The sequence below is a fragment of the Occallatibacter sp. genome, assembly GCF_049510455.1.
GTDB lineage: Bacteria > Acidobacteriota > Terriglobia > Terriglobales > Acidobacteriaceae > Telmatobacter.
In genome coordinates this window covers 1-13,483 of the sequence record NZ_JBEKYX010000001.1, presented here as the reverse complement: position 1 = coordinate 13,483, position 13,483 = coordinate 1, and the positions used below count along the sequence as shown (strand labels likewise).

Here is a 13,483-nt window from a genome sequence, read left to right as displayed (position 1 = left end):
TTTCGCGTTAACGTCAATTTTTCGTCAACCGCGCAGATTGCGCCGGAGTCAAACTGTGAAAGTCAAAATTGCGCTGTTATGTGTCGCGTTTGCATCGGCTTCGCTTCTGTCAGCACAGGTAAACTGCCCGACTGCATCCACAAAGACCTCAGCTCCCCTGGTCTGCCAGTATCCTTACAGCGGCTCGGTTCTGGCGCTGATCTATTACGGCGGCAACCTGCCCGCAAATACCGCCACGGACCAGGTCTATCAGCAGCTGTACGCCGCCGGGTCGCAGACCGCGACACCGATCAACGCCTCGATTGCAACTCAGTTGGCCCAGCTGCCCATGCCGAGCGCGGCTGCGGGAACGGTCACCCTGAGACTGCCCGGCAGCGACGTCGGTTCGCCATTCAACAATCTCGGTCCGATTCTTTCTGACCGGCCCGATACCTTTCCCAGGAGAAAGTTTTTTCTCAGCTTCGCCTATCAGCATTTCAACTTCACTGAGATTGATGGGTTGCAACTCAACAGCTTCGTTCTGGGTGCGCAGGTGCAGAATGTAAACCTGGCGGGGAACACAGGCACCTTTTACGGCGGCCTGCAGAGCAAAGTCGGTCTACAGATGGATCAATACATCGGCTTGCTGACCTATGGCCTGACCAAAAGCACGGATGTCACTATCGCGGTTCCCGTCAATGACGTCACCATGAACGTTACCAGCAACAACTACCAGGGCTACTTCTATTCGCCCACTACGGGTATCTATACTCTGCTCACCTCACCAGGCCTCACTACGCAGGCGCCCCTGATCACAAAAGGCAGCGCTTCCGGCGTTGGTGACGTGACGGTGAATGTCAAGCAGCAATTGTTTGGTCAGGAAGGCCGCTACGCCGGAGCGGTTGGCGCGCAGGTGCGCGTTCCCACCGGCGATGCGAACAACTATCTTGGCTCCGGTGCGTACGGCGTCAATGCGTACGGCCTGGTTGAATATCGCGGCGCTTTCAAGCATCACGGAATTGCTCCGCACGTAAAGATCGGTTATCAGTGGAACGGCGCGTCTCAACTCCTGGACATCCAGCATCCCCCGCATGAAAATCTCCCCGGAGGTCTGAATTACGCCGTCGGCGCAGACTTCGGACTTCTCCGCACAGTTACCCTCGTCGCAGACGTTGTGGGCAATCAGTATGTGAATGCACCCTCGCTGAGTGCCGGTCTTATCATGCTGCCGACTTCGAAGCAGGCGGGGCTCGCAATTCCACCCACCCTTCCCTATTCCATCCCTGGCAATACCACCTACACCACCTTCAACTTCAGCGGCGGAGTGAAATGGATAGTACCCAAAACCAGGGAGCATATTCTGCTCTATGCCAACGTCCTGGTTCCGGCAAACGACGTCGGCCTGCATAGCGATCTTGTTCCGCTGGTCGGCATTGCCTTCAAGAGATAGGCGCTTCAACAATTCCGCAATCCCCAGGGAGCTTTGCCGCCCTGGGGATTTGTTTTTAAACCTTCGCTGAACCTCTCCGCACCCTATGTATGGCAAAATCGGAACAAGGGAAGAGTGCATTTCCCAACTGACCGGAACGCCACCTATATGACCTCATCAGAGCCTGTTATCTCCGCCGACTTCGCCCCGTTCCTCATTCAGCCTCACTTTGACCCGCGCATCTGGGGCTACCGCGATCTTCGCCCCTGGTTTGACGTCACTGCCGGCGCCGAACCGATCGGCGAGGTCTGGCTTACGGGCGATCAATGCCGCATCGCTTCAGGGCATCATGCCGGCAAGCCGCTTGGCCAGCTCTTTGCCGAGGCTCCCGCCGAGCTTATGGGATACACGGAGCATCCCGGATCGCCTCTGCTCATGAAGATCATCTTCGCCAAGGAAAAACTCAGCGTACAGGTACACCCGGACGATGCCATGGCGCACAAGTACGGCGAGCCGCGCGGAAAGACCGAGTGCTGGTATACCCTCGCCGCGGATCCGGGAGCAGCGGTTGCTCTTGGCCTCAAGCCCGGCGTCAGCATGGATGAAGTGCGGGCCGGGATTCAGAACGGCACACTGGAAAACTTTCTCAATGCGGTTCCCGTCGCAAAGGGCGACATGGTCTTTGTCGATGCGGGCACGGTCCATGCCATCTGGCCCGGCGCCATCCTCTTCGAGACGCAGCAATACTCAGACACCACGTATCGCATGTACGACTATGGCCGCCCGCGTGAGCTGCACATTGAGAAATCCCTTGAAGCAACCAAGCTTGCAACGCGCTCCGGCAAAATTCCCGTGCAGCCGCTCAGTGATCGGACGGTCCTCATCGACGTGGAATACTTTCGCATCGAGCGGATTGCCGTCGAGGGATCCCGTTCCAGCTCTGCTCTGCGCCGCGACGGCGAGCCTGAGCGTGGTCTTTCCTACCTCTTTGCCGCTGAGGGGTCGGCACGCCTTGTGAGCGATGCATTTGAGCCGATCGAGATACCGGCGCGCAACATCGCCATAGTTCCCGCGGCCTCGCCGGAGTTTACCGTGGAGAATTCCGGCGGTCTCGATCTGATCCGGATCGTACCGCGCTGGCCTGGGGCCGCCGCATGAACGCAGCCAACTGGCGGGAGTCTGTGGTCGAATATATCCGCGCCGAGGCCCAGCCGGTGGACAAGTTCGGTCATCAACCCCGTCTCTACGCTCTCGCCACGCAAATCGGCAACGGCATGGATTACGACGACGATATCGTCTTTGCTGCCGCCTGGATGCACGATCTTGGCGTCTTCCTGGGTCACCGGCCCAGCGACCCGGCCCAACTGGCGCGCTGGGATCACGTGCCGTATACAATCGCCCGCTCGCGAGAATTACTGTCCACCTGGGGATTTCCTGCATCCAAACTTAATGCGGTCACGGAAGCTATCCGAACGCATCAGCCGCAGGACGATCCGGCCTTGATAGAGGCGGTAATTCTTCGTGATGCGGATATTTTGGAGCAGCTTGGCGCCATCGGCGGGTTGCGTGCCCTGGTAAAAATTGGGCGCGATACGCGCTACATTACCTATTCGGACGTGTTACCAGTACTGGAAAGGTTCGTCGAATACTTGCCGGGTAAGTTACGGCTTGTACAATCGAAAGCGCTGGCCGCTGAGCGAGTCGATAGCCTGCGAGCCCTGCTTGCAGCAATAAAAAATGAAGCAGGCGCATTCCTTTATTGATTTATTTACCCTGTCGCAGTTACTCGCGATATACTTTTTCCCGGATAACCTACAGATCGCGTCAGACCGTTCGAATTATAAGGAGATAGAGAAACATGCGAAGTAAATCGCTATTATGGTTCATCCCTGCATTGCTGCTCATTCTCGTGGCAGGGCCTGCTTCCGCACAGGCTGTGTACTCGGCAAGCGAAGATCATCCTCGTCTGTCCATCGGTGCGGGCTTCTCCATGTTTAGCCAGGATTGGGGCGACAATGTACATCCCATTGGTATTGCCTATACTGGCGATTACCATGCGCCGCTCCCGAGTTTCTTAGATGATTTGAACATTGAAGTACAGGGGCGCAATCTGATGTGGCATCGTGGTTCCGTAGCGGTAACGGGCGCCCCCATCGTTCCTCGTACGTTCACGCTCGGAGGCGGACTGGTCTATCATCCGCACTGGTTCAGGTTCCATAGGTTCGAGCCGTTTGCGAAAGGCCTTATATCCTATGGCAGCATTAACTTCGCACCAGATAACGTCCCTTACAACCATGACACCCGTACCGTTCCCTCAATTGGAGGCGGTGTCGACTATCGCCTGATCCATCGAATTACCCTTCGCGCGGACTACGAATACCAGTGGTGGCCTCAGTTTCTAGGCCCCAATGCGCTTACTCCAAATGGATTCACCATCAGCGCGCTCTACAACCTGGGCCACCGCTGAGGAATCGCCGGAGCCGTTCATTTCACGGCAGTCAATATCACGTGGCTTTTTCCGCACCAGGAATCCCAACGACAGGTTTCGTCGTTGGGGTGAAAGAAAAAGCCACTTTGCTCCATGTCCACTGAGAGCAATCGCTCAGCCTCAGCCACGCTGCTTTTTATAGAAATTGATCAGCGTGTTGGTGGAGCTGTCATGCGTGGTGATTTCGCCCGCGCCTTCCAGCTCTCCACCGATCTTTTTCGCCAGCACCTTGCCCAGTTCCACGCCCCACTGGTCGAAAGAGTTGATCTGCCAGATTGTTCCCTGCGTAAACACAGAGTGCTCATACAGCGCCACCAGCTTGCCCAGTGTTTCAGGCGTTAACTTCTCCACCAGAATCGTGTTGGATGGGCGGTTGCCCTCAAAGACGCGGTGCGGTACCAGCCAGTCCGGCGTGCCTTCGGCTTTTACCTCTTCCGCAGTCTTGCCAAAGGCGAGAGCCTCGGCCTGAGCAAATACATTCGCCATCAGCAGGTCATGATGCTCGCCAAGCTTGTTCAGTGTCTTTGAGAAGCCGATGAAGTCGCTCGGGATAAGGTGCGTTCCCTGGTGGATGAGCTGGTAGAAGGAATGTTGTCCGTTCGTTCCCGGCTCACCCCAGAAGATCGGGCCTGTTTCGTAGTTCACATGATCGCCGGAGAGAGTCACGTGCTTGCCATTGCTCTCCATCGTTAGCTGCTGCAGATAAGCAGGGAAGCGCTTGAGGTACTGGTCGTAGGGCAGCACGGCCACAGTCTGTGCGCCAAAGAAGTCCGCGTACCAGACAGACAAAAGCCCGAGCAGCACCGGCAGGTTCTTCTCAAACGGAGCTGTGCGAAAGTGCTCGTCAATACTGTGGAAGCCGGCAAGCATCTTGCGGAAGTTCTCCGGACCAACGGCCAGCATGGTCGAAAGTCCAATTGCCGAATCCATGGAGTAGCGCCCGCCAACCCAGTCCCAGAAGCCGAACATGTTCGCTGTATCGATACCGAACTTCGACACCTCGGCAGCATTGGTGGACACCGCGACAAAGTGCTTCGCGATAGCCGCCTGATGCTCCAGCGTCTTGAGCGCCCACGTACGCGCCGAGTGCGCATTGGTCATGGTCTCAAGCGTGGTAAAGGTCTTGGACGAAATGATGAAGAGTGTCTCTTCGGCATCGAGATCGCGCGTGGCTTCGGCAAAGTCGGTGCCGTCGATATTTGAGACAAAACGGAAGACCAAGTCGCGCTGACTGTAGTGACGCAGCGCCTCGTAGGCCATCACCGGGCCAAGATCGGATCCACCGATGCCGATGTTGATGATGTTCTTGATCGGCTTGTCGGTATAGCCAAGCCACTCGCCGCTGCGCACGCGGTCTGCAAAGGCGGACATGCGATCCAGCACTTCATGCACGCCGGGAACCACGTCTTCGCCGTCAACGACAATCTTTTCGCTCTTGGGCGCACGCAAGGCCACATGCAGCACAGCGCGCTTTTCCGTGGTGTTGATCTTTTCACCGCTGAACATGGCGTCAATGCGCGCCTTGAGTCCGCTCTCTTCCGCCAACTGGAGCAGCAGCTTCAACGTCTCTTCCGTAATACGGTGCTTGGAATAATCGAGGTAGATGCCTTCGGCCTCGACAGCGAATCGCGTACCGCGCTGGGGATCGTTCTTGAACAGGTCGTGCAGATGTTCGGTGTGAATCTTTTCGTAATGGGCGGCAAGCGCCTTCCATGCGGGGAGTTGAGTCAGTGGCGTCTGAGTAGCGGCGGAAGAAGTGCTCATAGGGGGTGCCTCGACCTTTCCGGAATAAGCTCAGTTGTAAGCCTAATACACCCCGCTTGATGCGCGATAAAAGATGGAAAATTTCAATTCTGCGTTTGGATCGCGCTTACGCAGGCATGGGCCGATTGTGAACAATCATCCATGACGTGCCGAACTTGTCCCGCAGCGATGCAAAGCGTGTGGCGAAAAACGTTTCCTGGATTGGCATGAATACTTCGCCGCCTTCTTCTAACAGCTTATAAATACGCTCCGCCTCATCGTCGCTATCGACGGACAAGGAGAGATAGGCGCTCCGAATAGGCTGAAACCGCTCCGACTGCACATCGCTCGCCATAATTACTGTCTCGCCAAGATGCATCGATACATGAAGAACGCCATTCTCCAGCCCCGGCGGAATTTGTTTCGGGTCGGGCATCTGCGCAAAGGTCATCATAAAGTTGATCTTGCCGCCAAGATGTTTTTCATAGAAGCGAAATGCTTCAGCGCAGTTCCCGCCGTAATTCAGATACGGATGCAGTTTCATCGTGAACTCTCCTTTTCCTGTGTTTCAAAATGAGGATCGGAAATGCGCCGTTACTTTATGCGTTTTTGCTTGCCTTTCGCAACCATCTCAGTGTTAAGATGAGCAACGTTGATAACAACCTATCTGGCCGGCCCTCTTTTACGCAAGGAGGATTAACTGGAAACTCTCAAAATGCAGGTGATTGCTTATGAGTCTGTTTGAAAACTTTTCTCGCATCACACCGTTTCTCTGGTTCGACAACAATGCGGAAGAGGCAGTCGATTTTTATGTGTCCATCTTCAGGAACTCGCGCCGTCTCAGTGAAATGCGCAGCGCCGCCGACAACCCTTCAGGCCTCGCAGGCGCCGTTCTGACAGTCAGCTTTGAGCTGGACGGCCAGCGGTTCACAGCTATGAACGGCGGGCCGGGCCACAGCTTCACGGATGCAATTTCGCTTGTCGTGCTTTGTGAATCGCAGGAAGAAATCGACCACTACTGGTCCAGGCTCATGGAGGGCGGCGGTGAAGTAGCCTGCGGCTGGCTGAAGGACAAATTCGGCCTGAGCTGGCAGGTTGTGCCCGCCAATATGGGCGAGCTGATCAAGCACCCCAAGGCATTCCAGGCGATGATGCAGATGAAGAAGCTCGACATCGCCGCGCTCAGACGTGCCGCTCAATAACAATTGACGCCGGGCCATCTCAAGCGTACAAAGAATGCAATCGATTTTGATTCTCGCGGGACGGCCCACTACGTCTCCATTCCCATCGGGGGCATTCATGACCGTTATCCAGCCGAAGCCCCGGCGCAGCATTGCCGCTGCAGTCGGGCTCTTCTTTCTTGCTCCGCTCATCGCCGAATATCTCCTCGGCGATCTTCCGATCACGTTACTTATTGCGCTTGTGCTCATGGCGCCCATGTATGGCGGCGGAGCCTTGCTCATTCGTGAGCTTGTGCGCCGCACCGGCCGCGGCTGGCCCAGTATTTTCCTCCTCGCTATCGCCTACGGAATTCTCGAAGAAGCCTTCACCACGCAAACGTTCTTCAATCCCAACTATCTCGGCATGAACTTCCACCTGCTCGATGCCGCTAACATTCCAGCGCTTGGTATCGGCGCATGGTGGACTCTTTTCGTGCTTACACTGCACGTTGCCTGGAGCATCTGCACCTCCATCGCGCTCGCGGAAGCGCTTGTTCCCAGCCGCAGCACAACTCCGTGGCTCGGCTCCATCGGGCTTTCCATCGTTACTCTGCTTTTCGTTATCGGCGTGGTGGTTATGACGCGCATGGGATATGCCAAGGATCACTATCTCGCTTCACGCGCACAGTTCATTACGGCGGCCATCTTTGTTGTCCTGTTCGCTGTAGCTGCTTTTCTGCTGCCGCGCGCCAAACCCGCCACAACGTCCAACTCCGTGCCGAATCCATGGCTCACAGGAGCGATCGCACTAGCCCTTGCATCTGGAGTTTTGCTTGTTCCGCAAAATTGGAACTGGTGGGCTGCTGCCGCTGTCTTCGCGCTGGATGCAGTGGCACTCATCTTGATTCTCTTCTGGTCTAAAAGCACTGCATGGACGCCGCTGCATAAGCTATCTCTGGCTGCAGGCGCAGCACTCGCCTACGGATGGCACAGCTTCACCCGGCCGCCACTTGCCGGGAATGTGAGCTTACCTGTAGCGCGACTCAGCAACGCCGCCTTTACGCTCTTCGCCATTGCGCTCTTAGTGCTTGCGGCCAGTCGCAATACGCGCATCAGAACAGAGGGATCTTAATCCGCGGATCAAGCGGCATAGTCTCGTCACCTGGTTTTGCCATGCACTTCCGTGCCGGACCGGCAGTCATGTACGACCGCGTCACATGCAGCCGGTCCATCACAACGTACCGCGTCCGCACTCCATCCATCGTCTGCGGCAGGTCCTTCAGCAGCCTGCTGCGGTCCACGTAGATCACCACAGCGGCCTCGCGCGGATTATCCAGGCTCTGGCCTACGCCAACACCGAAGATCGCCGAATTCTCCTGCATCCACTGCCGCGCCGCCTGCTGTTTCGCCTGCACTGCGCGATTGAGAGCTGCAGACGTCAATCCCGTCATGGCCGCCATGTTCGCCACAGGTGCGCTGCCTGCCGCAACCGCCTGCTCCGTGGTGGGAATCACCATCGTTCGCATGCCACCCACCTGCACCGGCACATTCGGCGTCATCGTCTCATCCACGTAGACCACAATCGCAGCTTCGCCCACGCGGTCGCTACTCTTGCCCAGCGCCACGCCCAGAATCCCCTGGCTGGGATTCACCAGCAACCGCGCGGCAAAGAGCGCCTGCGCCGCGCGCGCCATCTCTACCGTGCTCAGCGGCTCGCGCTGCGCCGCCGCCACCGTGCTGTCGCCATAGCTCAGGCAGCTTACCGCATGATCCGCGCCGCCCACAAAGCTGTAGCTCGTTCCCGTTCCGGCTTGCGCGCTCAGTTCATACAGAACCTCAGGCGCCGGCGTCGCCATTGCCTGCACCACACCGCTCGCATCCACGCCGCCCGCAAAGAACAGCCCCACCGGCTCGGCATTCGCCGCATCCACCACCAGCGCACCGGAGTCGCCCGCATCGGAGAACCGATCCCCGCTCAGCGCCATCTGGTGCGTAAACAGCTTCGTCAGATAAGGCTGCGTCTCCGCGCAATCGGCAAAGTAATCCACATTCACATCTACGTCGACCGCCGTAACTGCGCCGCAGGTCAGCCCCGTGGTGCGTCCGCTCTTCGCTACCTTCATCGTCAGCTTTCCGGTCTCGCCCTTGCCATCCGTCGAACTGACTCCCGGAGCCGCCGCACTCAGCGTGCCATCCGCCTGCTTGCTGCCAAGCTCCAGAATCGCGCCGCTCTGGTCCACCGTGCGCGTGCCAATCAGCGCAATCGCCGCATCGGCATTTGTCTGCGCGGATTTCAGCGGCAGCCATGCGCTCAGTGATGCTATCGGAGTTGTGCCCGGCCCATCGCCATACGGCGTGCAGTTGTTGTCAATCAGCCCAGGCTGCACAACTGCGTCGCCCGCAGCCGCATGATCGCTGCGCGCCAGCACATGGTTGTTGCTCAGCAGATACTGATGCCCGTTCGAGTCCGCAAGCAGCGCACCCAGCGTGCCGCCGCAGCAATCCGCCACCGTGCTTCCATGCGCATCCAGGTCGCCGTTGTTTCCACCCGATCCGCCCAGCGCCACCGGCCAGCTCAGCGCCTCGCGGTGCCGCGCCGGATTGCTCGTCACCCCCGCCGCACTCAGCAGAATCGCCGTCTCCGTCTTAGCAGCTCCGGCCCGCGCCTCAACGTATGTCACGCTGCCTGCGGCATCGACTGTCGTGGGTGCCGTATATGTCACAGTGCATGTTGTAAATGTGTCACGCGCGTGCGTGCATTCCACCGGCCCCAGCGTGCCGGCAGCGCTTTCGCGCGTGCCCGCGGCCACGGCAAAGCGAATCGCCGTATTCCCACCCGCCTGCGCCAGCCGTCCGCTCAGCGTAATCGTGCCTCCCGGAGCCACAGCCGCATTCTCCGGCGCAAGCGGTTCCAGAAATCCAGGTGTGATGGAAAGATGCGTCGTCGCGGTAATTGAGGGATCGCTCTTGAGCTGCGCCGTTAGTGTGACCTCCACGCGGTCAGCCGTCAAAAATCCCGGCGGCGTGTACTCGCCCGCACTGTTCATGCTGCCCGCGCCGGCCTTGGTATCGCCGCCGCTTAGCGTCCAGGTCACATCGGCCGGCCCGCCATCGGCCTGCATCGAGGTGATCCGGTTAACAGCCCCGCCGCCCGCGTGCGTCGCGTTACAGCCGGTGCAGTTGGTGTCGATGCTCGTTTCGCCGCCCGCCAGCGTCAGCGCCGTGTTAATCGGCTGCATCGTCCGGGCCGATCCAACCCCGCATCCCGCCAGAACAAACGGCAGCGCAGCAGCCGCCATCAGCGTCAGCAACCGCCCAAAGCTACACGCGCGGCTTCCCATCCGCATGCCAGCCGCGGGAAGGGAGCAAACCGGTTGTAAATCGCTTAGATTCAAGCTCTTCAGACACTTTCAAGACGGATTTCAGGACAAAGCCGCTGCGCCGATGCAGTTTTCATCGGCATCTTCAGCAAAATTCTGCTGCCTTGGGTAGTGTAATCCGCCCGGAGAGCGCTGCAAACGCTTTTAAACAACCTTCGCGCCGGTCTCGACCGTTTTGGAAATCTCGCCCACGCGCCGGAAAGAATCCAACCGATCCTCGTGCCGGTAAGTATCCGTGACTACAATCACTTCGTTTGCGCCGGTCGCGCTCACCAGCCGCTCCAATCCGGCCTTCACCGTTGCGTCCGATCCCACAATCGCCGCGCCCAGTTTGCTCTCCACTGCCGCCTTCTCAGCCGGATTCCATAGCCCGTCCATCGAGTCCACCGGAGGCAGCAGCTCCACCGCCTGACCGCGAATCAGCCGCAGAAACCGCTGCTGCGCTGTCGTAAAGAGCCTGCGCGCCTCCACATCCGTCTCTGCCGCAATCACCTGCACGCCCACCATCATGTATGGTTGCGCCAGTGTCTCGCTTGGCCGGAACTGCCTGTGATACATCTCCGCTGCCGCGTATAAGGACTCCGGCGCAAAGTGCGCCGCAAACGCAAATGGTAGCCCCAGTCGAGCCGCCAACTGCGCGCTGAAGCCGCTCGACCCAAGCAAAGTAATCGGCACATTCGTATTCTGACCCGGAGTCGCCTTTACCAGTTGCCCCGGTCGTTCCGGTCCAAGGTACGTCCGCAGCTCCTCCAGCAGTTCCGGAAAGTCATCGCCGCTCTGCGCCATGCTTCTGCGCAGCGCGCGCATCGTCTGGTAGTCGCCGCCCGGCGCGCGTCCCAGGCCCAGGTCAATGCGCCCCGGATACATCGCCTCCAGCGTTCCAAACTGCTCGGCCACAATCAGCGGCGCATGGTTCGGCAGCATCACGCCGCCTGAGCCCACGCGAATCGTCTTCGTTGCGTCCGCCACATGCCCAATCAGAACCGCAGTTGCCGCAGATGCAATGCCCGCAATCGAATGATGCTCCGCCAGCCAGAAACGCTTGTAACCCCAAGCCTCCACGTGCTGCGCCAGGTCTACCGAGCGCGCAATCGCCGCCCCCGGCGTTTCATTCGGGTGCATCGCTACCAGATCGAGAACAGAAACCGCCAATTCGCCTTCGCCCTTTGCCATATTTATTCGATTCACCGCAGCCTTCCCAAGATGCGAACCGTAGAAACGCGGGCGTATTCTCAATCCGAGGCGCACATGGCTCAGCTCACCGCAGTTTCAGGAGACATCACTCAGCTCACCGTCGATGCCATCGTCAACGCTGCCAACGAATCTCTCCTCGGCGGCGGAGGCGTAGATGGAGCCATCCATCGCGCGGCTGGTCCGGAGCTGCTCGAAGCCTGCCGCAAACTCAATGGCTGCGCCACCGGCGAGGCCAAAGCCACGCCCGGCTTCCGCCTGCCCGCCAGATGGGTCTTTCATGCCGTCGGCCCTGTATGGCATGGCGGCTCACAAGGCGAAGACGAACTTCTCGCCGGCTGCTATCGGCGCTGTCTTGAGCTCGCGCTTGAAGTTGGAGCCAGGTCGGTAGCCTTTCCCGCCATCAGCACCGGCGTTTATCGCTTCCCACCGGAGCGCGCCGCAAAAATCGCCATCGCAACCGTGCGCTCGCGCATCGAATCAAGCGGCGTTAAAGAGCTTTCTTTCGTCTGTTTCAACAGCGAGACTCTGCGCATCTATCAGCACCTGCTCTCCGACACGCGTCTCTGACATCAGCTCCAGAACTCGTTTGAACTCTTCTTCAAACTCAACCAGGAGAAGCAATGGAATACGTCAATCTCGGCAAGACCGGACTCAAAGTCTCCCGCATCTGTCTTGGCTGTATGACTTATGGCTCGCCCGCCGGTGCCGAGCCCAAACCGGGCCGCCACGCCTGGGCGCTCAATGAAGCCGACAGCCAGCCGTTTCTCAAGCAGGCGCTCGATCTCGGCATCAATTTCTTCGATACAGCCAACGTCTACTCCAGCGGCGACAGCGAAGTTGTTCTTGGCAACTTCCTCAAGGCCAATGTGCGCCGCGAGTCCGTCGTCATCGCCACCAAGGTCCACGGCCTCATGCGCGACGAGCCCAATGGCAAAGGCCTCTCACGCAAAGCCATCTTGTTTGAGCTTGATCAAAGCCTTCAGCGCCTCAAGACCGATTACGTCGATCTCTTTCAGATTCACCGCTGGGATTATGAAGTCCCGATCGAAGAAACACTCGAAGCCCTGCACGACGCCGTAAAGGCCGGCAAGGTCCGTTACATCGGCGCGTCCTCCATGTTTGCGTGGCAGTTCGCCAAGTCGCTTTATCTGGCCGATCTGCGCAATTGGACGCGCTTCGTTTCCATGCAGAACCACTACAACCTGCTCTACCGCGAAGAAGAGCGCGAGATGACCGGCCTCTGCGTCGATCAGGGTATCGGAATCATCCCCTGGAGCCCGCTCGCACGCGGCCGTCTTGCCCGCCCGTGGAACTCCGAAAGCACCAAACGCTTCGAGACCGACCGCTTTGGCACAACCATGTACTCACGTACAGAAGAGGACGACCACAAAGTCGTCGATCGACTCGTTGAAGTCGCATCCAAACGCGGCGTGGCGCCGGCGCAGGTCGCGCTCGCCTGGCTGCTCGCCAAACCGGCAGTCACAGCGCCAATCGTAGGCGCAACCAAACCGCATCATCTTGAAGACGCCGCAGCCTCACTCTCCATCAAGCTAACGCCGGAGGAGATCAAAGCCCTGGAAGAGCCCTACGCACCACATCCCGTGCTCGGCTTCAGTTAGCGTTGGTTTGGTCGGATTCAGGCGGAAGAGGCGTACGTCCCATGCGTTCGAAATCTTCCATCGTAAGGCCGAAATCTGCAAGTACTTCTTCCATCGACACGAATTCTCCGCGAGCGATTTGGGCGCGAGCCTCTGCAACATCGCGCTCTTCTTCCTCGCTTATTGGCTCATCGTCGATAGGCGCATTAGAGCATTTCTCCTCTTGCTGTAGAGCGACCCCTGGCGCAAAAACAAATACGCGGCGAGGGTGGGGTGCCCGAACTGTATACCTTGGGGAGAGATGCTCTGATGTTGCGGCCTGGGGCTGCGGCGTCTGAGGATTTGCTGGAACAACTTTCGCTTTTTGTTTTCCCTGCAAGGCTGTTTTTCGAAGAGTGGGGAATTATGCCGCTATGTGATTGTTTTTGTGTAATTTATCGGTGATTTACAGTGTTTACTAATTGATTATCATGAGTGGTTACTTTTGAGGGGACACCCTCGAAAAAAAATTT

At 58.2% G+C, this 13,483-nt stretch carries 13 protein-coding genes; 8 read left to right on the top strand and 5 right to left on the bottom strand.

Going from position 1 to position 13,483, the window contains the following annotated elements:
- Positions 1-55: 55 nt before the first annotated feature.
- The 4 genes from ABSG47_RS00065 to ABSG47_RS00050 all read left to right on the top strand — a co-directional run bounded on the left by ABSG47_RS00065 (position 56) and on the right by ABSG47_RS00050 (position 3,875).
- A complete protein-coding gene (locus tag ABSG47_RS00065) occupies positions 56-1,429 on the top strand; it encodes a transporter family protein (protein ID WP_424164732.1) in 1,374 nt (457 codons plus the stop codon).
- 147 nt (positions 1,430-1,576) lie between these two features.
- Positions 1,577-2,566 carry a type I phosphomannose isomerase catalytic subunit gene (locus tag ABSG47_RS00060; RefSeq protein ID WP_424164730.1) on the top strand — a complete coding sequence of 330 codons (990 nt, stop codon included), beginning with the start codon at positions 1,577-1,579 and terminating at the stop codon, positions 2,564-2,566.
- The gene (locus tag ABSG47_RS00055; protein WP_424164728.1) at positions 2,563-3,171 is read left to right on the top strand and encodes an HD domain-containing protein; all 609 of its coding nucleotides are present in this window, start codon (positions 2,563-2,565) and stop codon (positions 3,169-3,171) included. Before ABSG47_RS00060 ends, ABSG47_RS00055 begins: the two co-directional genes overlap by 4 nt.
- A gap of 95 nt (positions 3,172-3,266) precedes the next feature.
- The gene (locus ABSG47_RS00050; RefSeq protein WP_424164726.1) at positions 3,267-3,875 is read left to right on the top strand and encodes an outer membrane beta-barrel protein; all 609 of its coding nucleotides are present in this window, start codon (positions 3,267-3,269) and stop codon (positions 3,873-3,875) included.
- Between the two features lie 141 nt (positions 3,876-4,016).
- Here the strand turns inward: ABSG47_RS00050 and pgi are convergent, their stop codons facing one another.
- Complete coding sequence (gene pgi, locus ABSG47_RS00045; RefSeq protein WP_424164724.1) at positions 4,017-5,660, bottom strand: glucose-6-phosphate isomerase; 1,644 nt, start codon at positions 5,658-5,660, stop codon at positions 4,017-4,019.
- 106 nt (positions 5,661-5,766) lie between these two features.
- Complete coding sequence (locus ABSG47_RS00040; RefSeq protein WP_424164721.1) at positions 5,767-6,183, bottom strand: VOC family protein; 417 nt, start codon at positions 6,181-6,183, stop codon at positions 5,767-5,769.
- A gap of 187 nt (positions 6,184-6,370) precedes the next feature.
- Between ABSG47_RS00040 and ABSG47_RS00035 the strand changes: the two genes are divergently transcribed.
- Positions 6,371-6,841: a VOC family protein gene (locus ABSG47_RS00035; protein WP_424164719.1), complete on the top strand. Its 471-nt coding sequence runs from the start codon at positions 6,371-6,373 to the stop codon at positions 6,839-6,841.
- 97 nt (positions 6,842-6,938) lie between these two features.
- Complete coding sequence (locus ABSG47_RS00030) at positions 6,939-7,931, top strand: AF_0692 family protein (RefSeq protein WP_424164717.1); 993 nt, start codon at positions 6,939-6,941, stop codon at positions 7,929-7,931.
- On the opposite strand, the gene ABSG47_RS00025 is transcribed toward ABSG47_RS00030, so the two are convergent.
- Together ABSG47_RS00025 and ABSG47_RS00020 are read right to left on the bottom strand one after the other, a co-directional pair.
- Positions 7,912-10,140: a chymotrypsin family serine protease gene (locus tag ABSG47_RS00025; RefSeq protein WP_424164715.1), complete on the bottom strand. Its 2,229-nt coding sequence runs from the start codon at positions 10,138-10,140 to the stop codon at positions 7,912-7,914. The genes ABSG47_RS00030 and ABSG47_RS00025 overlap by 20 nt on opposite strands.
- A gap of 183 nt (positions 10,141-10,323) precedes the next feature.
- A complete protein-coding gene (locus ABSG47_RS00020; RefSeq protein ID WP_424164713.1) occupies positions 10,324-11,367 on the bottom strand; it encodes an LLM class flavin-dependent oxidoreductase in 1,044 nt (347 codons plus the stop codon).
- A gap of 60 nt (positions 11,368-11,427) precedes the next feature.
- On the opposite strand from ABSG47_RS00020, the gene ABSG47_RS00015 reads away from it, so the two are divergent.
- Both ABSG47_RS00015 and ABSG47_RS00010 read left to right on the top strand, forming a co-directional pair.
- Positions 11,428-11,940: an O-acetyl-ADP-ribose deacetylase gene (locus tag ABSG47_RS00015; RefSeq protein ID WP_424164711.1), complete on the top strand. Its 513-nt coding sequence runs from the start codon at positions 11,428-11,430 to the stop codon at positions 11,938-11,940.
- Positions 11,941-11,993: 53 nt separating this feature from the next.
- Complete coding sequence (locus ABSG47_RS00010) at positions 11,994-12,992, top strand: aldo/keto reductase (protein ID WP_424164708.1); 999 nt, start codon at positions 11,994-11,996, stop codon at positions 12,990-12,992.
- Here the strand turns inward: ABSG47_RS00010 and ABSG47_RS00005 are convergent.
- Positions 12,985-13,350 carry a hypothetical protein gene (locus tag ABSG47_RS00005; RefSeq protein ID WP_424164706.1) on the bottom strand — a complete coding sequence of 122 codons (366 nt, stop codon included), beginning with the start codon at positions 13,348-13,350 and terminating at the stop codon, positions 12,985-12,987. The two genes, ABSG47_RS00010 and ABSG47_RS00005, sit on opposite strands and share 8 nt — an antisense overlap.
- Between the last annotated feature and the right edge of the window lie 133 nt (positions 13,351-13,483).